General features: G+C 44.3%; 19 protein-coding genes and 2 tRNA genes. 6 read left to right on the plus strand and 15 right to left on the minus strand.

Annotated features, from left to right (window positions below; all coding sequences use genetic code 11):
• Window positions 1-54 precede the first annotated feature (54 nt).
• A tRNA-Val gene (locus ACK4EX_RS00210) sits at window positions 55-129 on the plus strand.
• 78 nt (window positions 130-207) lie between these two features.
• Window positions 208-284 (plus strand) — tRNA-Met (locus ACK4EX_RS00215).
• A gap of 97 nt (window positions 285-381) precedes the next feature.
• Here the strand turns inward: ACK4EX_RS00215 and ACK4EX_RS00220 are convergent.
• From ACK4EX_RS00220 to murC, 5 genes are all read right to left on the minus strand, one after another.
• Window positions 382-1,044: a DUF2490 domain-containing protein gene (locus tag ACK4EX_RS00220; protein ID WP_409769397.1), complete on the minus strand. Its 663-nt coding sequence runs from the start codon at window positions 1,042-1,044 to the stop codon at window positions 382-384.
• Between the two features lie 172 nt (window positions 1,045-1,216).
• Window positions 1,217-2,257, minus strand: a complete 1,041-nt coding sequence (locus tag ACK4EX_RS00225; RefSeq protein ID WP_409768476.1) for a hypothetical protein — start codon at window positions 2,255-2,257, stop codon at window positions 1,217-1,219.
• Window positions 2,258-2,352: 95 nt separating this feature from the next.
• Complete coding sequence (locus tag ACK4EX_RS00230; RefSeq protein ID WP_409768479.1) at window positions 2,353-3,138, minus strand: sulfite exporter TauE/SafE family protein; 786 nt, start codon at window positions 3,136-3,138, stop codon at window positions 2,353-2,355.
• Window positions 3,110-4,867, minus strand: a complete 1,758-nt coding sequence (locus ACK4EX_RS00235) for a sodium:solute symporter family protein (RefSeq protein WP_409768482.1) — start codon at window positions 4,865-4,867, stop codon at window positions 3,110-3,112. Before ACK4EX_RS00235 ends, ACK4EX_RS00230 begins: the two co-directional genes overlap by 29 nt.
• A complete protein-coding gene (murC, locus tag ACK4EX_RS00240) occupies window positions 4,867-6,225 on the minus strand; it encodes a UDP-N-acetylmuramate--L-alanine ligase (RefSeq protein WP_409768485.1) in 1,359 nt (452 codons plus the stop codon). The genes ACK4EX_RS00235 and murC overlap by 1 nt, the downstream gene beginning before the upstream one ends.
• Window positions 6,226-6,349: 124 nt before the next feature.
• On the opposite strand from murC, the gene mscL reads away from it, so the two are divergent.
• The gene (mscL, locus tag ACK4EX_RS00245; RefSeq protein ID WP_409768488.1) at window positions 6,350-6,766 is read left to right on the plus strand and encodes a large-conductance mechanosensitive channel protein MscL; all 417 of its coding nucleotides are present in this window, start codon (window positions 6,350-6,352) and stop codon (window positions 6,764-6,766) included.
• A gap of 52 nt (window positions 6,767-6,818) precedes the next feature.
• Here the strand turns inward: mscL and ACK4EX_RS00250 are convergent, their stop codons facing one another.
• The gene (locus tag ACK4EX_RS00250; RefSeq protein ID WP_409768491.1) at window positions 6,819-8,762 is read right to left on the minus strand and encodes an ABC-F family ATP-binding cassette domain-containing protein; all 1,944 of its coding nucleotides are present in this window, start codon (window positions 8,760-8,762) and stop codon (window positions 6,819-6,821) included.
• A gap of 210 nt (window positions 8,763-8,972) precedes the next feature.
• Between ACK4EX_RS00250 and ACK4EX_RS00255 the strand changes: the two genes are divergently transcribed.
• Window positions 8,973-9,827, plus strand: a complete 855-nt coding sequence (locus tag ACK4EX_RS00255) for a hypothetical protein (RefSeq protein ID WP_409768494.1) — start codon at window positions 8,973-8,975, stop codon at window positions 9,825-9,827.
• A 5-nt stretch (window positions 9,828-9,832) separates the two neighbouring features.
• Here ACK4EX_RS00255 and ACK4EX_RS00260 read toward each other — a convergent pair whose 3' ends face one another.
• Genes ACK4EX_RS00260 through ACK4EX_RS00280 form a run of 5 tightly spaced genes read right to left on the minus strand, consistent with a single transcriptional unit; the run spans window position 9,833 to window position 14,657 of the window.
• Window positions 9,833-10,987, minus strand: coding sequence for an ABC transporter ATP-binding protein (locus ACK4EX_RS00260; RefSeq protein ID WP_409768497.1), 1,155 nt, complete (start codon window positions 10,985-10,987; stop codon window positions 9,833-9,835).
• A complete protein-coding gene (locus tag ACK4EX_RS00265) occupies window positions 10,968-11,747 on the minus strand; it encodes a hypothetical protein (protein WP_409768499.1) in 780 nt (259 codons plus the stop codon). Before ACK4EX_RS00265 ends, ACK4EX_RS00260 begins: the two co-directional genes overlap by 20 nt.
• The gene (locus tag ACK4EX_RS00270) at window positions 11,725-12,474 is read right to left on the minus strand and encodes a sulfotransferase domain-containing protein (protein WP_409768502.1); all 750 of its coding nucleotides are present in this window, start codon (window positions 12,472-12,474) and stop codon (window positions 11,725-11,727) included. The genes ACK4EX_RS00265 and ACK4EX_RS00270 overlap by 23 nt, the downstream gene beginning before the upstream one ends.
• On the minus strand, window positions 12,475-13,860 hold the full coding sequence (gene glmM, locus ACK4EX_RS00275) for a phosphoglucosamine mutase (protein ID WP_409768505.1): 1,386 nt from the start codon (window positions 13,858-13,860) through the stop codon (window positions 12,475-12,477).
• The gene (locus ACK4EX_RS00280; RefSeq protein ID WP_409768507.1) at window positions 13,851-14,657 is read right to left on the minus strand and encodes a T9SS type A sorting domain-containing protein; all 807 of its coding nucleotides are present in this window, start codon (window positions 14,655-14,657) and stop codon (window positions 13,851-13,853) included. Before ACK4EX_RS00280 ends, glmM begins: the two co-directional genes overlap by 10 nt.
• A 215-nt stretch (window positions 14,658-14,872) precedes the next feature.
• Between ACK4EX_RS00280 and ACK4EX_RS00285 the strand changes: the two genes are divergently transcribed.
• Both ACK4EX_RS00285 and metK read left to right on the plus strand, forming a co-directional pair.
• Window positions 14,873-15,571, plus strand: coding sequence for a LiaF transmembrane domain-containing protein (locus tag ACK4EX_RS00285; RefSeq protein WP_409768510.1), 699 nt, complete (start codon window positions 14,873-14,875; stop codon window positions 15,569-15,571).
• A gap of 308 nt (window positions 15,572-15,879) precedes the next feature.
• Window positions 15,880-17,142 (plus strand): methionine adenosyltransferase, encoded by a 1,263-nt coding sequence (gene metK / locus ACK4EX_RS00290; protein WP_409768513.1) that lies wholly within the window; start codon window positions 15,880-15,882, stop codon window positions 17,140-17,142.
• A 68-nt stretch (window positions 17,143-17,210) separates the two neighbouring features.
• Here the strand turns inward: metK and ACK4EX_RS00295 are convergent, their stop codons facing one another.
• The 4 genes from ACK4EX_RS00295 to ACK4EX_RS00310 all read right to left on the minus strand — a co-directional run bounded on the left by ACK4EX_RS00295 (window position 17,211) and on the right by ACK4EX_RS00310 (window position 22,838).
• Window positions 17,211-18,281 (minus strand): hypothetical protein, encoded by a 1,071-nt coding sequence (locus ACK4EX_RS00295; protein WP_409768516.1) that lies wholly within the window; start codon window positions 18,279-18,281, stop codon window positions 17,211-17,213.
• A gap of 60 nt (window positions 18,282-18,341) precedes the next feature.
• Window positions 18,342-18,983 carry a 16S rRNA (guanine(527)-N(7))-methyltransferase RsmG gene (rsmG, locus tag ACK4EX_RS00300; protein ID WP_409768518.1) on the minus strand — a complete coding sequence of 214 codons (642 nt, stop codon included), beginning with the start codon at window positions 18,981-18,983 and terminating at the stop codon, window positions 18,342-18,344.
• On the minus strand, window positions 18,980-19,327 hold the full coding sequence (locus tag ACK4EX_RS00305) for an ArsC/Spx/MgsR family protein (protein ID WP_409768520.1): 348 nt from the start codon (window positions 19,325-19,327) through the stop codon (window positions 18,980-18,982). Before ACK4EX_RS00305 ends, rsmG begins: the two co-directional genes overlap by 4 nt.
• 112 nt (window positions 19,328-19,439) lie before the next feature.
• Window positions 19,440-22,838 carry a hypothetical protein gene (locus ACK4EX_RS00310; RefSeq protein ID WP_409768522.1) on the minus strand — a complete coding sequence of 1,133 codons (3,399 nt, stop codon included), beginning with the start codon at window positions 22,836-22,838 and terminating at the stop codon, window positions 19,440-19,442.
• Between the last annotated feature and the right edge of the window lie 24 nt (window positions 22,839-22,862).

A 22,862-nucleotide genomic window follows, 5' to 3' on the forward strand; every position in this document is an offset into this window, starting at 1 on the left:
TTCAAAAATGTACGGTTGGTGTTGTACTTTTGCAAAGCTTTTAATGATTTGCCCGCGCTTTTAGCTCAGCTGGTTTAGAGCGCTGCCTTGACAGGGCAGAGGTCACTGGTTCGAACCCAGTAAAGCGCACTAAATTTCTCATAGGAGTTAACATCCTTTTAGGTTTCTATATTTCTTTGATTTCTGAATATTTGCAGCCCCAAAAACGGCGAGGTAGCTCAGTCGGTTAGAGCGCAGGATTCATAACCCTGAGGTCACGGGTTCAACTCCCGTCCTCGCTACCACCACACCATAAGCCCGGTTTACAGTACCGGGTTTTTTTATACTCTTTCCGAGCTTATTCTTTCAAAGACAAAGCTCTATTCAGTCGGTGCCAAAGCCTTATGGCTCTCTGTGCAGCAATTCGTTTTCGGGTTCTTTCAGGGGCTTGTGTTTTCGGCTGTCAATCACATGCGTCACCCAGAAAAGCGCTGTGTGATAATATGTGACATTACCAGGTGTGCTTCCTTGCACCCACCTCAGCATATAGCCAAGTTGAAAAGTGGCATTTGGTATCTGATAGCCAAAGTTGATCCAGCTGCGGTTTTGGTCGAAATAATTCCAAATAATGTTTTTTCCGAAGTTGAAAAGGATTTCATTATTGATAGAAAAGAAGGGTTTGTAATTACCTAAACTCCTACCTACCAAAGGAAATCGTAGGCTTGACATAAACCTAAGGCGGTGGTTAGCCACCCATTCCCCATCGAGTATCTCCCCTGCCAAAACAGACTGACGGATGCGATAGTCATATCGTACCCGGTGATTAAACTGGGCTGCCTCTCCAATCTTAAAATTAAAGACCAACTGGCCCCATGGTCTGTGCTCACTTCTGGCAAGCAGACCATCGACTATGGGTGAAGTATTCAAAAAGGCATACCCTGCCGTACCAACTACCTGTGGTGTAAAATGCCACGACAATCCTGTTCTGTAAATAAAAAAAGATTCCGGCACATAGTGCAGATCATTCCAGATGGAAATCCTCTCCGATAGTTTAATACTGGAAATATACCCCCCCCCAAATGGCCGGTTCGTTCGAAATGTTCTTTACAATCTGACCTTTTAAAAATCCGAAAATACCAAAGAAAAACAAGATTGCCGACCATCTCATCAACCATAATGAATTTGAAACCTAAAGGTCTTTAGATAAATCGGATATTAAGCTAACTAAAGTCAGTTTTCAGATGATTATTCCCAGACCAAAGCTGATATACAAGCCATCGGTAAATGCCTTTTTATAAATTCCAGGTCTTAGGCCGGCTTCCACCTCGGTATACAATCCCGGTTTTTTGCCTGAATACCTGATTTGATTGGTAGTTCGCTTTATCCGAAAACCAATAGAATTGGACGATACACTTTCAACATCTTCAGGTGTTACTTGATTGTTCTGATAGGTAATTACTTGCGATCCATATTCAAGACCAGAGCCGTATAAAATTTCAACTTTGGTCATTGAAAATACGTTTCTCCTAAGTTTTTGAGGTCTGAGTTCACTGAGCTTATATGTATAGGAATACGAGAAAAATTCAGATATGTGAATCCCGGCACCGAATACCGTTTGATTAAAAGGCATGACAAGATCAGTGGGATTAGCACTTTTATCCACCAAAGTGATACAATCAAGGTTGTAATTTTCCCCTTTTGATGAGTATATCAAATTGGTTTTTCGGCTGATAAAAGACCCTCCAAATCCCCAAGCAAATCGGTAAGAAACTTCCTGATTGGTATGAAAATTTTTCCACTCTTTATACGACCTGTGGATCTCTCCTATTTTATCTTTTTGTATGTATTCATAGTTGTAAATATTCTCAACCGTCTTTTCATCGCGAAGTACCAAAATTCCCACATAGGGTAGCATCATTCGGGTTTTTACTTTATCGCTTACATGGATAGTTGCTGAAATTTCTGTTTGCCTGTAAGGCTGATTGTACACCTTCACCAGCGGATTGGAACTGCTGAATATGGAAGCACTGCTGATATCCCGTGCATAGCTACCCTCCACCACAAAACCTCTGTGTGTAAAATATGCGTTGATTTTATTGTAAACGGCCCCTCCGTTTTTCTGCCAATCAACTCCCAGCTGCATCCCTATTCCGTAAACAATGTTCCAATTCAACGGATTGTCGTACTTCCTCTGAATGCTCAGCAATGGATGTGATGGTGGGACATAATTTGAATTAGGCAGGTTATACTGAGCATAGGAAAATAGTGTCAGGAACATGAAAATGGCCAATTTCCACGGCAACATGATGATTTGATTTTTTTCAAAATTTCACGTTGCCCGGCTCATAAGTAGTCATCCATATGTCGTAAAATTCAGATGATGTTAAAAAGTTTTAGTATGCTTATTGACAAAATAAAAATGAGTACATACTTGGTGATCGTCGTAGCCTTGGGATGATATAGAAAATATCGGGTCGAAATAATCGAACCCACTGATTGGCCCGCAGCCAAAACCAACCCTGAAGGCCAATGAACCTGGCCATACAGCACAAACATGAAAAAGGCTGGAATAGAAATCACCACTGCCATTACCAGTTTGATGATGTTTGAATCCTTGAGGCTCAGCTGCATCGACAGCACCATAATGGTCAGCATCAAAATACCCACACCCATCTGTATAAAGCCGGTGTAAACACCGATCAGAAAAAACCACAAATAATTGACCCATGTATGAATGCGCCTTTTGGGGTCTGTATTTCGCTTCCACTTTTTAGGATTCAGAAGCAGGCTGAGCAGAATCAGCACCATCAGGATACCAATAATTTTTTTCAGCAGCTGATCGTCAATATCCATAACGATAAAAGCACCTGTAAAACTCCCGATAAATGCCGGAATGAAAAATGGAACACTTAGTTGAATAAGTCTTTTGGTCCTCAAGGTTTTACGGATTGCAAGTACGGAGGTTATTGTTTGGACCAAGGCACCTATGCGGTTTGTGCCATTAGCCAGGCCTGGAGGCATTCCTGCAAATATCATCAGGCTCAATGTGATGGCCGATCCATTGCCCGCCAGCACGTTGATCATTCCGGTGAGCACCCCACCCACCAGATACAGGGCATACATCCACCATTCAGTATTGAGCAGAGCCTCGTTTTGCATCGGTTTTAAGTTGACGTGTTAAAAAATAACCACTTAGCAGAGCAACGGTCAAAAACGATACAGCATTAAACCATTGCCCAAACAACATATAACCTGTACCAAAGAGCAACGAATACGCCATTAAAACGGCAAATAGCCACTTTACAGCGTTTCTTTTTACTTCCGAATTGTCGGGTTTATGAAGTTTATCTGGCCAAAGGCCTGCGGGCTTTATTTGCGCACAGAAATTTTTTAGCACTTGCATATCAGTTGGTTTTGATAAATAGGCCACTGAAATCCACACCGTCATGGTGCCAAAGACCACAACGTAAAAAGTCCCATTCTGGCGAACAAATGCATCGCCAAAAGCAGGCTCCAACCACACTTTACTCACTGCCAAAATGAAAAGTGGTACCACAGTCGCCACCAATTCCGTAGCCGCATTAATACGCCACCAGTACCAGCGAAGGATCAATACGGATCCCAATCCGGCTCCGGCTTGTATGAGAAATTGAGCAGCTGTATCGATAGTATCAATGTAAAAGGACACCAAACCACCGGCGACCATGATCAGTAGCGTAAAAATCCTTCCCGCCTTTACAGGCTCTTTTTGGTGTTTTATTTTAAAATTTTTCCTGAGCAGATAGAGATCATTGGTCATGTACCCGCTGCCCCAATTGAGTTGGGTAGAGATGGTGCTCATGTATGCAGAAAGAAATACCAGAAGCATCAACCCCCTAATACCCGTAGGCATATAGTCACGTATCAGGCGGATGTAGGCATTGCCGGCTTCCTGATCGGTAAGGCCCGGATAGAGAACCAGTGCAGCCAAAGCCACCACAATCCAGGGCCAGGGCCTCAGACAGTAATGAGCCAGCTGAAAAAAGAGCGATGCCTTCTGCGCGTCTTCTTCAGAGCGGGCACTCATCATGCGCTGGGATATGTAGCCTCCACCACCCGGCTCAGCTCCGGGATACCAACTGTTCCACCATTGAAGTGCAACGAATGAAAAAAAAGCCCCTGCGGAAATGGTGAGTACATCAGAGCTACCATGATCGATGGTCGGAAAAAAGTGAAAACGCCACTCAGGCAACTTTTCCACCAATCCCGCCAATCCGCCGACTTCCGGCAGTCGTACCACCAATACTGCAAGCAGAATACTCCCCGCCATAGCGATGACAAACTGAATAGCATCGGTCACCACAATGCCAATCAAACCGGAAACAGCGGAATACACAGCGGTATAGACCATCATCAGCATCACTACAGCTACACTCCACTCGCGGCTGAGCTGAAAAAACTCGCCTACGACCTTGATCATAGCCGCATTCACCCAACCGATGATCACGGCATTGAGAAAAAGTCCGAGATACACGGCCTTAAACATTCTCAGGGGCTTCACAAGCGGACCGCTATATCTGAGACTGATAAACTCAGGCTCTGTCAGTATGCCGGCCCTTCTCCAATATTTAGCGAAAAAAAACGTAGTAAGCATACCACCAAGCAGCATGTTCCACCAGAGCCAGTTGCCACTGATGCCGTGTTGTACCACCTTTTCGGTGACCCACAGAGGTGTGTCAGCAGCAAACGTGGTAGCTACCATACTAAGACCCAGTAGTTTCCAGCTTACATCTCTGCTACCGAGAAAGAAGCTTTCGACGTTTTTCGTTCCTTTCTTTCGAAGTTGCAGATTAATGATCAGAAAAAAGACAAGGCCGACTCCGGCAATTAAGTAATCGATGCTGCTCATCAGGCGAGTAATTGATCAGCCCAATTTTTTAAATCTACTCCTCCAAAATTTCCCGATGTCATGATCAGAAACACCGTATTGGAAGCACGCTCCGCCAGGAGCTTTTTCAGTACTTCGGATGCGTCGGTAAAAATATTTTCAACCGGTATCGAAAAAGCGTCAGCTACTTCTTCTTTATTTAATGCTGGCAACCGCTTGTGTTCCACTGCCTTCGGATTAAAATATACAACCGGAACATCTGCACCCTCCAATGCGTGCTGATAGTTTGGTAAAAACTCCTTGCTGAGGCTCGAATACGTATGCAGCTCGAGCACGGCGACGATTTTTTTACCGGGAAAAGATTCTTTCACCGCTGCCAAAGTGGCCTTCACCTTACTGGGAGCGTGGGCAAAATCGAGGTAAACCTGAGTATTTTGATTTTTGCCCAACAGTTGAAGGCGTTTTGCTGCCCCTTCAAAGCTCGTAATTGCCTCGTAAAAATCGCGCTCCTGTATGCCCATGAGCTGGCAGATCCAGCGGGCAGCTTCCAGATTGGCCATATTGTGCCGGCCAATGACCATCAAGGGCAGTGGCCCATCATCCGTGAGCAAGTGATATACACCAGAACGTACCTCATACGACGGCGTGTAATAAGGCACTTTTTTTACAAAATTCTGAGCGCCCTCTACGACTGTTTTGAGTTTTACGTCCTCAGCAAAATAAACCACCGAAGCACCGTGCTCACATAATTCGATGTATTTCCTAAACTGATCTACATACACTTCTTCGGTCGGAAAGACATTGGCATGATCCCAGGCAATGCCGGTGATAGCTGTAATGTTTGGCTTGTAAAAATGAAACTTAGGTACGAGCTGAAGGGCCGAAGCCGGATATTCATCCCCTTCGATGAGCATAAATTCGGCAGAGTCCGAAAGACGCACCATTGTATCAAAGCCTTTGACCAGCGCCCCGACCAAATAGTCGATTTCTAAACCTACAGCGCGGCACACGTGCATCACCATACTTGTTACAGTGGTTTTGCCATGACTGCCGGCGATTACTACACGTGTTTTGTCTTTTGAATGTTCGTATAAAAATTCAGGATACGAAAGTACCTTCAGGCCAAGTTCACGGGCCCGAAGAAGTTCGGGATTATCAGCCCGAGCGTGCATTCCAAGAATGACCAGATCAAGATCACTGGTGATTTTGTCGGGATACCAGCCGATTGCATTGGGCAAAAGCCCTGCATTACGCAGACGGGAGAGAGAGGGTTCAAAAATCTCGTCGTCACTTCCGGTGATCATGTGACCAGCCTCTCGGAGTGCCAGTGCCAAGTTGTGCATGGCGCTGCCTCCGATGGCTATCATATGTATTTTCATGAAGTATTATGTTCCATTGAAATTCACGACAAATATAGATTGGCGATAATGCGAGGATTTTTAATAAAAAAATTTGCAATTTGGAAAAAAGGTTACTTTTGAAGCCAAATTAAAAAATCAAAACATGTCATTTATCAAAGAATTCAGAGAGTTTGCCATGCGCGGCAGTGTGCTTGACCTGGCTGTGGGTGTGGTCATTGGCGGAGCTTTTGGAAAGATTGTAAGCTCCTTTGTGGGCGATGTTTTGATGCCTCCACTTGGTTTGCTGCTCGGAGGTATAGACTTCAAGGATTTTGCCGTCACCCTGAAAGAAGCTACTGAAGAAGCCCCGGCCGTAACCCTCAATTATGGAGCTTTTATTCAAAACGTTATCGACTTTACAATCATAGCCTTTGCGATTTTTCTGCTCATTAAAGGGGTTAATCAAATTAAAAGAAAGCAGGAAGCGCCTGCTCAGGCTCCGGCTGCTCCTCCCGAGCCATCGAACGAAGAAAAATTATTGGCCGAAATCCGAGATTTACTGAAAGCCCAAGCGAAATAATTCGACGTTGAGACTTTAATACTTTCCAATCTATGAAATTGGAAGGTCTTTTTTATTGTATTTGAATCTTCTCAAGTGCATCGGTAAGTTCTTCCCACTGCTGCATAAGCGACTCAAGAAGTTTTTTAGTGGTTTCGTATTGATTTAGAAGTTCCACACCCTCCGAGGTAACGAATATTTCAGGATTAGTGAGCTTTTCTTCTAATTGTTGAACGAGCTGTTCCGAAGCGTGAATTTCTGTTTCGATTTTTTCAATCTTTTGCTGAAGCCTTTTCTGCTCGTTTTTATTGCCTACGGTTTGTTTTTCAATAGTTTTTGAAGATGTTTCCTCAAATGGTTTCTTTTCTGAAAAGAGGGTTGAAGGTTTGCTTTCGTAATCTCTGAAAGTCTCTCTTTGCTTTTCAGCAAGGAAGCTGTCGATGTCTCCCAGCCATTCCTTTACAGTACCTCCTTGAAATTCAAAAACCTTAGTCGCCAGACCCTGGAGAAAATCCCGGTCGTGGCTCACCAGCACGATAGTGCCCTCAAAGTCAAGCAAAGCTTGCTTCAAGACATTTTTACTAGCGATGTCAAGGTGATTGGTAGGCTCGTCGAGCACGAGCAAATTCGAAGGTTGAAGCAAGAGTTTACATAGTGCCAAGCGGCCTCGCTCGCCACCCGATAACACCTTTACTTTTTTGTACACCTCATCGCCGGAAAACATAAAAGCGCCGAGCAATGACCTGGCCCGCGGGCGCAGCTCGTCTGGAGCTGCATTTTCAATTACTTCGAGCAGTGTGCGGTCGGCGTCATGGGTGAGGTGTTGTTCTTGAGCATAGTAGCCAATTTGCACATTGTGGCCAATTGTCAGTGTTCCACCACCTTGAAGTTCGCCCAGAATCATGCGCACCATCGTGGTTTTACCCTGTCCGTTTTTACCCACAAATGCCACCCGCTCACCGCGCTCTATTTCGAAATTCACGTTTTTCAAAACGGTTTTTTCTCCAAAAGCCATTGAGACATTTTCGGCCTTTAGCACCACTTTACCACTGCGAGGTGCAGGAGGAAAGCGAAAATACATCGTCCGGGTGTCTTCGGTATCGACTTCGATGAGTTCAATTTTATCGAGTCGCTTTATTAAGCTCTGTGCAAATGCCGCCTTTGTTGCTTTAGCCCTGAATCGGTCAATCAGTTGCTGGGTTTCTCTGATTTCTTTTTCCTGATTTTTGCGCTGAAGCTGCTGGTGCTCAATACGCTCTTTGCGCAGCTCTACAAACTTGGAATACGGCACCGGATAATCGTAAATCTTGCCCCCTGCAATCTCAATGGTACGTGTAGTAACGTTGTCGAGAAAGGTTTTATCGTGACTGATGAGCAATAAGGCACGATCACTGTTTTTCAGAAAATTTTCCAACCAAAGTATCGACTGCAGATCGAGATGGTTTGTAGGCTCGTCCATCAGCATTAGCTGATGCGGTTTGAGCAAAATTTTGGCCAGCTCTACACGCATACGCCATCCACCGCTGAAGGTGTCGAGCTGTCGGTTGAGGTCATTGTCGGTAAAGCCAAGTCCTTTGAGTATTTTCTCCACTTTGCCCTCAGCTTCGTACCCACCCGCTATTTGGAATTCGTGCGTGAGATCTGATACCCTCTGAACGAGCTGCATAAACTCCTCACTGTCGTAGTCGGTACGAGTAGCCAGAGCTTCATTGATGTGATCTATTTCAGCCTGAATCTTTCGAATGTCATCTAAGGCAGTTTCAGCCTCTTGTTTCACTGTTTTTCCGGATGGTAATGGCAGAATTTGTGGCAGATAACCGATAGAAATACCGCGCGGCTTTGCCACTGTGCCTGAGTGTGGACTCATCTCGCCCGCAATGATTTTGAGCAAAGTAGATTTTCCGGCACCATTCCGACCTGCTAAACCAATTTTTTCACCCGGATTGACCAGAAAATTGATATCTTTAAAAAGTGTTTTCGATGGATATTCGACCGTGAGCTGCTGAACAGAAACCATGTTGCAAAGGTATTTAGTACATGGTAGGCATACATACAAATAAATCCGTAAATCGATTGATTGGTTTAAGAGATCTGTTTTCTGATTGAAATTTTAAAGAAAAATATTATTATTTGACTTCAGAAAAAGAATAGAATTTACAAAAAATTCAAATAATTAATTGCATTATCTTGTTTTGTCCAAATACATTTGAACAAAAATTTACACATAATGATAAGGTTCATTTTCGCCCTGATTATGGGGTTGTTTCTTGCCTCTTGTAACAGTGAACTAAAACAAGAAATTGAAACATTAAAAGCTGAGAAAGCTGAACTTGAACAGCGCGCCCGCGAGCAAGACAGCACTATTGAAAACTTCACCAATGCCATGCTCGAAATCCAGGAAAATCTCAATGTAATTCGCGAAAAAGAAGGCAGACTGAGAGTAGCCGAAAGCACAACAGGCGACCGTTTTGTTTCGATGAAAGACGCTGTAATCAAAGACATTCAGGATTTAAATAGCATCATTGAAGAATCCAAAGCAAAAATTTCACGCCTTAACCAACAACTCTCTGCCAGCAAAGCGCAAAATGCTCAACTCTCTAAACTCGTGGAATCGCTTAAAAAACAAATTGAAGAGCGCGAAGCCACCATCGCACAACTGACCAAAGCCATTGAGGAGCGCGACGAAACCATACGCCAACTCTCTCGCAAAGTGCAGATTATTACCGAAGAAAGTCAGCGCACCATCAGCGCTAAAGAAGCTGAACTGAATCGCTGCTACTACATCGTTGATACCCGCAGAAATCTGAAAGACAAGGGCATAATCGACAGCCAGGGTGGTTTTCTCGGCATAGGTCGCGTTAAAACGGTTTCCAGCTCAGCCGATCAATCCTTATTTACTGTGGGCGACATTCGCCAGCTAAGCCGAATCGATCTCGATGCCAAAGGTGTGAAAATCATCTCTGAACATCCACAAGGCAGCTATTCCATAGAGCGCGAAGGCAAACGCGTGACCGGCCTGGTCATCACCGATCCGAAAGCCTTCTGGAGCATTACCCGAGTGCTAGTGGTGATGGTAGAATAATTTGCTTACGATTCAGGATTAATTTTAAAGTAATGTTTCAAGTAAACGCCCGTGCGCAGTGTCGTATGGGCGTTTATCATTTTTAGCCAATCCTGATTTTTCACCTGAAAAAAAGCTGTGGCCATCTGCCTGTAGAGAAGTTGATCATTGGCATACATACTCACCCTACAGAAGTAATTGCCCGGAAAGAGCGTGAGCCGGGGAATATGTATTTGAATGGTATTTAAACCTTTTTTCAAACTCATCAGGGTATCTGATTCAAATCCTGCGTCCAAATGCGTGATGAATGTGGAGTTAGCATCGAAAAGATTGATGCGGATTTGGAGACCTGTGATGACCTGGGTCGTTTGTATTTTCAAAATCAGATTTGCCTCTTCTCCGGTAATGTAGGTAGCGGCCTCTCTGTCCCAAATGCACGATACATCGGTTATACAGCCATTTTTTATATATCCTGTTTTAGTTTGCTCTGATTGCAAATAGTTGGTTACAACATTATCAATAGGTCCCATTTCCACAACTTTGCCTTTAGAAAGCCAGATAGCCTGATCGCACAACTGCCCTAAGAGATTCATTTGATGACTTACAACTACCAAGGTTTTTTCGCCACCTGAACGTACGGCTCGCAGCCGTTCGATGCTGCGCTGCTGAAAGGCTGCGTCACCTACGGCCAGGATTTCATCGATGAGCAGAATGTCAAAAGGCATGTGAATGGCCGTAGCAAATGCCAGCCTGAGATACATGCCGTGGCTGTAATATTTCAGTGGTCTTTCTGTAAACTCCCCGATATCAGCAAATGCCTTAATTTCAGGCAACAGATTTCGGATTTCATCTTCAGAAAGCCCCTGGAGACGGCCATAGAAAAAAATGTTTTCGCGGCCTGTCAGTTCCGGGTGAAAACCCGCCCCAAGATCGAGCAGGGATGCCACACGCCCTCGTGTAATCACACGTCCTTCGGAAGGTTGGAGGATTCCTGCAATGAGCTTGAGCAACGTGGACTTTCCGCTGCCATTGCCCCCAATGAGCGCAGTGCTGCTTCCTTCAGGCAGAGTAAATGAAACATCGGAAAGAGCATCAAGCCGACTGCGGTCGTCAAATTCATAGAACTTTCTGACTCTCTCGGCCCGGATGACCCAATTTTTCTCAGATGCGCTCAAGTGCATTTTTTGATACTTTTACATAGGCAAATGCCGAGAACAGAAATAAAACAAGTGTACTCAGTGCGACCAGGACAGTTCCTTCAGAATCTTTGACAATTCGGATAAATGATACCGGCGGCAACCATTCTAACCAAGTTAATATTCCCAAATCTTCGCCTTTAAGTAAGTACAATACGACGATCAATAGCTGGCCCTGTATCAATACAGGTACTGCGTGCAGTACATCGCGCAGTCGGCCGCTGAGCGCACATAAAATTAAGCCTGCCGAAAATCCAAAAATTACGAACAGCTGTACAACAAGCCATTGCAAGAACACAAACTCAACCGATAAACCCGAATACATCCCCAAACCAATAAGGACAAAGGAGTACAACGCCCACTCGGGCAGGAGTACGATGAGTCGGCTCACCGGCAAAAAAAGCACCGGCAAACGGATTTTTAGCAAAAAATGTTTGTTGTTAATCCATAATGGCGCTAACTGCTGTATTAGCCCTGCGCTTAAAATATGACCGCTAAGCGCGGTGAGCCAAAGGGATAGATTTTCATGATTAATCCCAAACCGAATCTGAAGCATTAATGCGGGCAGTAGAAGGAGCAAAGCCGGAAGCAGCATCCAGCCCCAGCCCAGGAAGGTGTGCATGTACCGCACTTTTAAGTCGCGCCATCCAAAGGCCAATATGGCCCCTCGCATCTCCAGCACCTCTCGAAGGGCCTGAAGCAATCCGATGTTATCCGGGGTATTATGAAATTCTCCAGCTCTCAAAATCTCCGAAATCAGGGGTGATCAGGTGCTTCAGCTTCTGCACCTCTTTTGCAAATATGCTTGATATTTTGATTCTTAACTCATCAGAAATGATGTATCCTTCTCCTGTGTTGTACGAATATTTTGTTATTTCTCTGTCAGACAATTTGATACATAGAAATTTCTCCAAATTATCAAGTCCCTGATTCGGGTTGGCAAAAAAATGTTCATACACGGCTATAAACAACTGATTTCGAGAGAAGTACCTTAACCATCGGCTGATTTGTAGGGAATACAGACCCCGCTGTGCATAGCTGTAGTTCTGAAACCTTGACTCTGGCACATCAGCCGATGATGCCAGCATCCGCAGTTTTTCAAATCTTAGAGCCGCCTGAAATCCAAGCTTTTCAATGCCCCGGCGTACATTCATTCGGTACTGCGACCAAGCTCTGTCCACTGGATTCCGGAGCAGTACGATCAGCTTTGCATCGGAAAATTGCGCATGCATCCGTTTGGGTACATGAGGATGGAATAGATACATCGGACTTGCCTCCAGCAGGAGTGCTCCTTCCCGGTTTTCAAACCTACTGAGGTAATATTCTTTTCCTTTCTGATAGTGAAAATCAAAGTAGTGCAGCTCTTTTTCGATGGATGGCACGATGCCGTGTTGAGCGCGAAGCCACTCGTACAGCGTGGAGGTACCACTTTTCTGAGCGCCGATGATGACCACAAGTTGCCTATCATTCATTTATATCAAAGCTTTCAGCTCTGATACAAAGCGCTCAGCAAGAGCGTCCGCTTCATGTTGAGTTTTGGCCTCCGTGTAGATGCGTATGATGGGCTCTGTATTCGATCTGCGCAGATGCACCCAGCTGTCTGGCAAGTCAATCTTCACCCCATCGATGGTTGTCAGGCGTTCGCCCCGATATTTTTCTTCGATTTTTTTCAGCAGTACGGCTGTATCCATACCGGGCTGCAGCTCGATCTTGTTTTTACTCATGAAATAAGCCGGATATTTCGCCCGGAGTTGTGAGAGTTTAAGACCTGTTTTGGCTAAATGTGTCAATATTAAGGCTACACCTGCCAAAGCGTCGCGGCCATAGTGAAAGTCAGGCCAGATCACACCGCCGTTGCCCTCACCGCCAATACGAGCGCCTACGGCTTTCATCTTTTCGACCACATTTACTTCGCCCACAGCTGCTGCATGATATTCTGCATTGTATGAGCTGGTTACATCGGCTAATGCCCGTGACGAAGACAGGTTAGAAACCGTAGGCCCACTCTGCAGCGACAGCAGATAGTCGGCCACAGCCACCAGGGTGTACTCTTCGCCAAACATTTCGCCGTTTTCGTCGATCAGCGCCAGGCGGTCCACATCGGGGTCCACCACAATGCCAAGGTCACATTTCTCGGTTTTTACCAAGTTCATGATTTCACCCAGGTGCTCCTTCAGCGGCTCAGGATTGTGGGGAAACCATCCTGTAGGTTCGCAATAGAGCTTTTTTATACTTTTTACCCCTAAAGCATTTAGCAACAAAGGTATAGCTAAACCTCCTGTGCTATTTACGGCATCTACAGCTACGGTAAATCCCGCTTTAGAGATAGCTTCACGGTCGATTTCAGGTCTTTTGAGTAGCTCATCAATATGGTCTTCAATCGCATGAGGGTAATTCTGCACTTTTCCCAGCGAATGGACGTCAGCAAAGGCAAAATCACCTGCCTTGATCATGGCCAACAGTTCATTGCCATCGGCAGCGCTAATAAATTCGCCTTTGTAATTCAATAGTTTTAAGGCATTCCAAATTACAGGATTATGTGATGCGGTAATGATGATACCCCCATCTGCTTTGTGCTTTGGCACGGCCACCTCCACCGTGGGCGTGGTGCTTAGCCCGAGGTCAGTAACATTAATTCCGCTAGCTATCAGGGTATTGACAACCAATGCCGATACCATTTCGCCGGACGGCCGGGCATCACGCCCGATCACCACATGAGGAGAGCGACCATTGGTTTGACGTTTGAGCCATTGGCCATAGGCCGATGCAAACGCCACAATATCAACGGGTGTCAGGTTATCGCCGGGGCGACCTCCGATGGTGCCACGAACACCTGAGATGGATACAATCAATGCCATACCGGGGAATATTGTATTTTTCTGGTAACGTAAACGTTGTCTTTTTTAACCAACAGTAGATATACGCCTGTCGGCAGGTTCATCGGGATGCTGTGTTGTGTGCCGAAAAAGTACTCTGAGCGCAGTATTCGACCCTGAATATCGGTCAATTGCACCTCTACCCTACCCTGATTTTCAGGTAATCTCAGGTACACCATTCCGGAACTTTGCCAGATGACCAGGTCGCGCAAAGGATTTTCAGGAATGCTGAAAAAGCGATTTGTATTGATTGGCGCACTAGGGGTGAGATTCACAGCAAATTCTTTCAGAGTTACTGATTTGCCGTCGTTGCCTACATCTACTTTCGCCCAGCCGTAGTGTGTATTGCCATTTTTGCGCAAGGCAAAGCCTAAAAATTCGTCGGTAGCTCCGCCGTTCCAGGGGTCGTTAAAGAGAAACTGCCCGTTTCGCACAAACGACATTCCACCTTCAATTTCGGGATTTAAAAATGGAGTCTCTGGACCAATAAACTCATTGAATCCAAAACGGCTTGCATACGGGAATACTGTAGGAGTCGTACCCGCCACCCGATGCCCCTGCTGACCAAGAGGCGTCACGGAAATGACATCGTACACAGCGTTGTTTTCCATTCGGTTAAACTGTGTTCGAATGGCAAAGTCTGGTACAGTATCCTGGTCAAGGTCTATCAAAAGGAGCGTGTCGCGGTCGATTACATTTGGGGTAACTGTGGTGTGTAGAATTTGCGCCTGTAAGGAAGTGGAAATTATTAAAGATGAAAGTGCAAACAGTAGTCTCAATTTCGTCAAATTTTCGAACAAAGGTACACCGAACAGTTTTTAACAAACCAGTCGATGTGTTGAATTTCACCATGACTGACTCCGGATGATTGTACATCTCATCGAGTCACATTTCAATAGAGTATGTAGTGTAGATAACCTAAAATTATTTACTTCAAATTTCTTAGTATGAATACTAACTCATGCTATTACTTTTGAAACAAAATCAACACATTATGACTTCTTCGCGTTCGTTTTCAGGACTTTTCCCCGGACTTTTGATCATTGCCATAGGCATTGTATGGATGCTCAAAGTTTCAGGTATATACATACCATCCTGGCTTTTCAGTTGGCAGATGCTTCTTATCATTGTAGGTCTCTATATCGGGATTAAGTCCAATTTTATGGATTTAAATTATCTCATTCCTTTGGTGGTTGGTGTTATATTTATATTAAACGATTACACCACACTTAGCTTGGGGAAGTATCTGATTCCCGTTGTATTAATTGCTATTGGGGTCATCCTATTGCTAAAAACAATTTTCAAAAGGAAATCATCTACTGCATATAATGAGTTGGCCAATGCAATCGATGATGTATCTGCCGAAGGTGTGGTGAAAATTGACGCTATGCTCAGCGGAATCAAAAAATCTCTTGATCTCCAAACCTTCAAAGGTGGAGTTATCAATTGTATGCTGGCAAATGTTGATCTGAATCTCAGAAATTCGGTAATCGAAGGCACTGTTCTACTCGAGGTAAATTCACTGCTCGGTAGTGTTAAAATCATACTGCCGCATAATGTAAAGCTTGTTTCAGAGGTGCAGGCGATAATGGGCGATGTGGACGACAAGCGTTTCTACAGTACTACGCAACCATCCGCCACAATCTTATTAAAAGGAAGCGCACTTCTAGGAGGAATTGCGGTAAGAAACTGAAAAAGACGACACCTAAGTAAATGATTTGAAAAAGACAGATATCTAGTGATTATTTTGCAATATTTTCATACTAATACATAAATATTTGTTATTTTTTCGAAATCAGATGTGGCATTTTGAATTATCGAACAAAGCAAAATACTTTCGCCTCTGAAAATGTGGACAGATTTGAACTGATTGCAACCACACTAAAAAATGCTAAAACAGTACCCGGTCATCCAATCGAAGTTCTGTACAAGGCGTTTTAGGGGTTTAGACAGTTCAATCACCACGCAATCAAATGTTTAACCCCAAAAAATTCGTTAAAAATGCCTTATCTGTTTACCTCCGAATCCGTAAGTGAAGGACATCCCGACAAAGTAGCCGATCAGATTTCGGATGCGATCCTTGACCATTTTCTGGCCTTTGACCCCGACAGCAAAGTCGCTTGCGAAACCCTCGTTACTACCGGCCAGGTGATTGTAGCCGGCGAAGTGAAGACCAACACCTATATCGACATCCAGACCATCGTGCGCGACACCATCCGCCGGATTGGCTATACCAAGAGCGAGTACATGTTTGAGGCCAACTCCTGCGGCATCCTCACAGCTATACATGAGCAAAGCCCCGACATCAACCAGGGAGTGGAGCGCGGTACGCCCGAAGAGCAAGGGGCCGGCGACCAAGGAATGATGTTTGGCTATGCCACCAACGAAACAGCCAACTACATGCCTCTGGCACTCGACTTGAGCCATCGCCTGCTGATTGAGCTGGCTGCCATCCGTAAAGAAGGCCGTATGATGACGTACCTGCGTCCTGACGCCAAGAGCCAGGTGACCATCCAGTATAGCGACGACAACCGACCTGAAAAAATTCACACCATCGTCATCAGTACACAGCACGATGAGTTTGATTCTGAAGCTCGTATGCAGGAAGTAATCAGAAAAGACATCATCGAAATTCTCATTCCGCGTGTCAAAGCCCAGCTCACCTCTGAGCTTCAGAAACTCTTTACAAATGACATCATCTACCACATAAACCCGACGGGCAAATTCGTAATTGGAGGACCTCACGGCGATACCGGACTTACCGGTCGTAAGATCATCGTCGATACCTACGGCGGAAAGGGTGCTCACGGCGGTGGTGCTTTCAGTGGCAAAGACCCCTCAAAAGTGGACCGATCTGCTGCCTATGCCTGCCGCCACATTGCCAAAAACCTCGTAGCTGCCGGGGTAGCCGACGAAATCCTGGTACAGGTATCGTATGCTATCGGCATTGCCCGACCTGTGAACATTTTTGTGAATACATACGGCACGGCTAAGCATGGCCTCACTGACCAGAAAATCGCCGAAGGCGTAGAAGCCATCTTTGACATGCGCCCATACGAAATCGAAAAGCGGCTCGGATTGCGGTCACCCATCTACAGCGAAACAGCCGCCTACGGCCACATGGGACGACAGCCTCAGACTGTAATTAAAACGTTCCGTAAACCCGATCATAACGGCACATTAGAACTCAAAAAAGAGGTAAAACTCTTCACCTGGGAAGAGCTGAACTATGTAGATGCCATTAAAAAGTATTTCAAAATTTAATACCCTAATCAGCAACTTAACAAAACCCCTTGCTCTGCAAGGGGTTTTGTTTTTTTAAACGCACAAAGTCACTTTTTTAAAACTGAAAAACGCAAACTAAATATATGACTTAGTAAAGCACTTTCAAAGGATACAAGATTCGATAATGCATAATCGACTTTTACTCTTCCAAAAGCTAAGCCTAATCCTAAAGATGGGCTAAACATCCACTGTTGGCCACCGGCGAAGGTGGTTGTACGCTGCCAACGACCTGCACCTATTCGCAGAAAAATCCACCTCCTGTAGTCAGCCTCTACCCCTAAAGCCGGATTAATTGTCAATACATTTCCCAAATTAATCCCAGATAGTTGACCTGCTGATAATAACCCATTTATTTCGGGTAAAATTCCAAAATCATCGTTTATTTTTATATATCTGGCTACACCAAGCGTGAGCGAAGGAGGCGTAAGTTCAAAATTTTCTTCTGGAAGTTCATTACCTGTTTGCTCGAAAGCACCTGTTAAAAGATTATTGTCAAAAGTCCAGAAGTTAAATGTGGTAGTCACATCTTTTAGTATAGCTGAAAACATCCAATCGCCAGGCCTGTAGTGTATACCCACATCGAAGCCAAATCCGTAAGCATTTGCGAATGGGCCGATGTTTCTGTAAATCAGTTTTGTGTTAAAGCCCAAAAACATGTTATTAAAACGCTCGATGGGCAGAGCAAAGTGGCCAATCAACGCGTAATCAGAAGCTGAAAATCGCGTAATTCGGCTATAGTCCACCTGACCTTGATCATCTACCAGATTCAGTGTATTTTGAATATCATCGACAGCAAATCTTAAAAGCGATAGCCCTACTCGATACGGCGAGCCTTTCGCCTGATAGGCTAAAGCCAAGTAATCGTAATTCGCAATGGAAGCAAACCATGAGGCATGCATCAAGGCAGCGTCGTAGGTAAAATCGCCATGTACAAGACCAGCGGGATTCCAATAACCCGCCTCTACCCCTTCAACAGAAGCAATCACAGCTCCTGCCATACCTATAGCCCTTGCCCCTGCTCCGATGTTCAGAAATTCGTTGCTGTATTTTCGTATGACTTGAGCGTCTAAATTTCTAAACAAAAAAAGTAGAATTGCAATTGAAATAATTTTCTTCAAGAATCTTGTTTTTAGAATACTCAACGGCCAAAGATACTTTTTAGTGCCTATTGGCATTTGCTATACTTGAAAGACTACGAGCTTTTTCGTTTCAAAAAACGGTTCTTCAAACCATTCCGACACATTTTTAACCTCCAATACTTTAACCGGTGGTACTAATTCTGGGGATATATCACCTCCTTTTAAATACAGTACAGAAGGTGGCAACATGCCTGCAGGATTATTCTTCACCAATTTTCCCTTAACCCACTTAGCAAACTCTGGCAAAGAAGTAACCGCTCGACTCACGATGTAATTGAAGCTTTTCTTTACTCCTTCTGCTCGCGCTTGAGTAGCTACCACATTTTCTAAGCTAAGAGCACTTGCTACTTCCTGAACAACTCTAATCTTCTTGCCAATGGAATCTACTAAATGAAATTCGACCTCTGGAAATACAATTGCCAAAGGAATTCCAGGAAAACCGCCACCAGTTCCTACGTCCATTACCGAAGCTCCCTCGAAAAATGATGTGTATCGGGCAATGGCTAAACTATGAAGTACGTGATGGAGGTAAAAATTATCCATGTCTTTGCGCGAGATCACGTTGATGCGCGCATTCCAATCGACATAGAGCGCTTTAAGGTTTGCAAATTTTTGTATCTGTTCCTCTTTAAGTGAGGAAAAATATTTCAGAATACGCTCCAGTTCGTCGCGATCTTTCACAGTATTTCTTGAATCTTATCAGCCGGCCTGGCTATTACGGCTAAGTCTTTTTCAGGATTATATACAATTGGGCGCTGCATAAGAATTGGATCTTCGATGATGGCGTAGATCAGCTCATTGTCGTCGAGTTCCAACTCAGCATATTTCTTTTTCCAAACTTGCTCATTGGTGCGCATGATATCGATGGTGTGAAAGCCGGCAAGTTCTACCAGTTTCTCTACCTCCTCGAAGGTAAGCGGCTCATCGAGATAACGCTTGATTTGAAAGGGAATGTTTCGCTCTTCAAGCCATTTTATCGCTTCTCTGCTCTTTGCACAGCGCGGGTTGTGATAAACAATCAGCATTTTCAGTGTATTAACGCTTATTATGAAGTGCAAATGTAGGTTCAGCCATTTTACGCGATATCTTACTATATATTTTAGTCTGGTCAAGTATATCCCTATAAATAAGGGCTGATTAAAAAAAGGCTTTTAATTGAACTGCACCGTTTTGTATGAACGTCATTTGTTGTCCCCATCGGGCTTCATAGGTCAGACTAATCTGCAGACCTGTAGCGAGATTTCTTTGTATTTGAAGGTTTACAATTACATTGTCGCCTGCCTGTAGGCCCTCGAGCATTGAAAAACCAAGAGGTGAATTAGCCTCGCCCGTGAAGGCATTTCGCACCCATTGTACAGTAGAAGTAATGGCATAGGAAGAGGCTGAAGCTAAGTAATTTTCAGTTAAAAGGCGCCATGAACTGAGCATAGCTTGCTGCGAAGTTTTTAAGCTGCGCTCTATCCCGATGCTCAAGCGATACCGTTCATTGGGTTGAAATTCCAGTTTTGGATTGAATAATATTTCCCGGAAAGAAAAATTTCGATTGACAAAATTCTGAGAAATATTCTCCCGTTGGCCAATATTAAAGGTGAAGCGCGCAATAATTGGTGGCAGTACTCTCCAGCGAACGTTGAATGGATGCTCTGTTTTTCGTACTTCCTCAATGCCAAACGAAAGCAAATTCGCAGTTGAGTTGGTTAAATAAGAGATATCCCATCCAAATTTGTTTTTGCTTCGGTCAAAAAACAAGGTGTGTCGCTGCTGGTTAAAAGCACCTAAGACAGCAGTATCTGAAGCATTCAGAGCGGATAAGTAAAATAATTTGTTGACGTTGTTGTTCAGCTGCCTGCGACTGTCATATTGCAAGGTTGACTGTATGCTAAAACGCGTTAAATACCGGCCAATTCCTCCGGTCAATTTTTGTGAAAATACTGCAGGATTGAAAAGGATAGATTGAGATAACTTGTTGAATTCTACTCTTATAAAGTCTGATGACGGAGCAAATATGCGGAGGTAGCGAGCCTCTGCCGGAAACCGCGCCGGCTCAAATTCGTCTAATTCCTTTATACCATTTTCGTTGTAATCGATCCATGTGTGAGTACCTGTGCCTGCCGGCACCTCAATGTAACTGAAAATACGTCGGGGTTCTGTGCCGGTGCCACTTTCCAGAAAGGTATTAAGCAGCAAAGAAGATCGCAACCATCGCTGCTGCAGCCTAATACGTCCGGTGTACGCTGCAAAATCTTGTTGGTTTACAACTTCTTGAAAATCAATTTTTCTGTAAAGAAGTGAGGAATTCACTTGCACATTCGAACTCCAGCGCCAATCGGTGCGCACTCCGGCGCCATGCGATCGGGCGGCATTCAGGATTACCTGATTATATACAGTATCGTCCGTACGAACAATTGTAAAAAGCTCCAAATAATTCGCTCGTTTATCTGATATCCTTACATAAGGCTCAGCATAATAAAATTGATAGGAACCATCGACTAAAGCTGACTGAAAACTTCTCACATTTCGCTCCACATCTGTCCGTACACCCATTGCAAGTGCTTTTAACAGCAAAAAGCGCACATCCCCATTTTGCCGAAAAAAAGAACCTCGACTCTGATTTCCTGAAATAGAAAGCACTGAAATTCTGCTTGTAAAATTTAAAAATTTAGTTTTTGAACCAACTTCGGCCGACACTTTATTCCTCTGTTCACTGCCTTGGTTCAGGAGTGAATATTCTGCCTGCATTTGAAGAGTAGAATCCATTTCGAGGCCTATAGAAACAGCCATTAAAAACTGATTCTCAGACCCTGTAGCAGAAGTTAATGCCCAATCGCGCTGAAATTCCACTTGTCTTACGCGCTCAACAGTTGTAAAAGTTGACTGCATCCAGTCAACAAAGGCTTGAGACTTATAAAGAGTTTTACCAATTTTCTGATGAAACCCATGTTTGGCTCTTAGTGCAAGACCATATGTTTGAGACTCACTAAGGGAATAACGATTTACATCTTTCTGACTGGCAGCCAGCTGTAGTTCAATATTGCCCATTCTTTCGCCATCAAAAGTTGTTTTTAAAGACGATATCCTCAGCGCTTGAGGCGGAATGAGTTGTTTTACAGGCTCATAGCTTCCCTGAGGCTGTCCATTTACCGGAGCTATCCATTCGTACACTCTACCGTTGAGCGTTTTATTAGCTTGCACATAGTTGCCTTTGCCCTGACCAACGAAGCTAAACTGCACTCGATACAATTGCCTGGTAGAGTCGCGAGAATACACAAAAACATCCCCAAATCCAGGCATTGCCACTTTTTCATACAAGATTTCATCGCTTACGTAAGACACTGCAACTGCCGTTGGGATCTGCATTTGATTCAAATCAGTTCCTGCCTGTGCCAATATCATTTTTTCCTGGTCAGTAAGGTCTTGAAACAGAGTTTGATTTCGACTGTCCGACTCTTGGTAGTGAACTATCTCAGCCTTTAATCTTTTTTTCGAAATTCCAGCTTTAGCATAGCCTACTGTACGCAGATAGAGCAAAGTAGTGTACTGAAACTCAACCACAATTCTTCTGTCTCGAGTTATGGGGCGAAGCGCGGTGAAGGTGATCTCACCAGCGTTATAATCGATCACATAGTCATTCTCCTGACCACGTGTGAGCAAATGACCATCGATATAAACGCGCTCGCTACCTGATACGATGACGATAAAAAGCTCATTGTTGTTCCCAAAAAGCTTATAAGGCCCTTGATTGCCCTCTTGCCCCATAAACGAATTTCTGGCAAAAATTCCCCTGGATGCAGCACCATTGAGCTCACCAGAGAGCTGAAAGGAAGATTTATTTACACTCTGATGAGTTGAAATTCCAATCCCCGTCACACGACGATCAAAAGTCAGAAAGTAATGATCTGAATTGGCGATTGAGTAATCACCTGCCACCAGTTTACCTCTATTGGGATGAGACACTTCCATGTAAATCCGGTCGATGTCGCGCAACTGTTGTGAGTATCCATCTGGCTGAATGGGTACCCGATTATCCGCAATGGAGGCCTTAATTGTTGTACTATCAGGCAAGGTGCCCGATATCTGTAAATCGAGTGTCGAATTCAGCACAGCGCTTTGGTTAGATCCTACCCGAACAGCCCTACTTATAGCTCCTGTGCGAGAAATTCCCGCAAAGTCAGATTCAAAAAGTCTATTGGTAGATTTTACGACTATCGCTTCGCGTTCGTCAGCCCTATCCAGTGAAGCTTTGGACACAATTTTTTTGCGATCAAGCCCCTCTACCGATGCTAAAAACCTATCAGGCAATAGGTAATACGATATTTCAACTTCCAAAGCTTCACAACGGTTCCAATAAGCAAATCCCGAATCCAGCACCGCAAGACAACTATCTGAATAAGAACTTTTTACAGAAATTTGAAGGGAAGGAAGATAGGTTCTTTCTGGAAGTTTCAGTGTATCTTCTGCCGCTAACTTATAGACCTGAGAAACAAAACGAGGATTGATATTTTGAGCAGAAACCGTGACAAAAAGAACTTTTGTCACAACGAAACATGATAAAATCAATCC

This window comes from Thermaurantimonas sp. (genome assembly GCF_046299575.1).
Classification (GTDB): domain Bacteria; phylum Bacteroidota; class Bacteroidia; order Flavobacteriales; family Schleiferiaceae; genus Thermaurantimonas.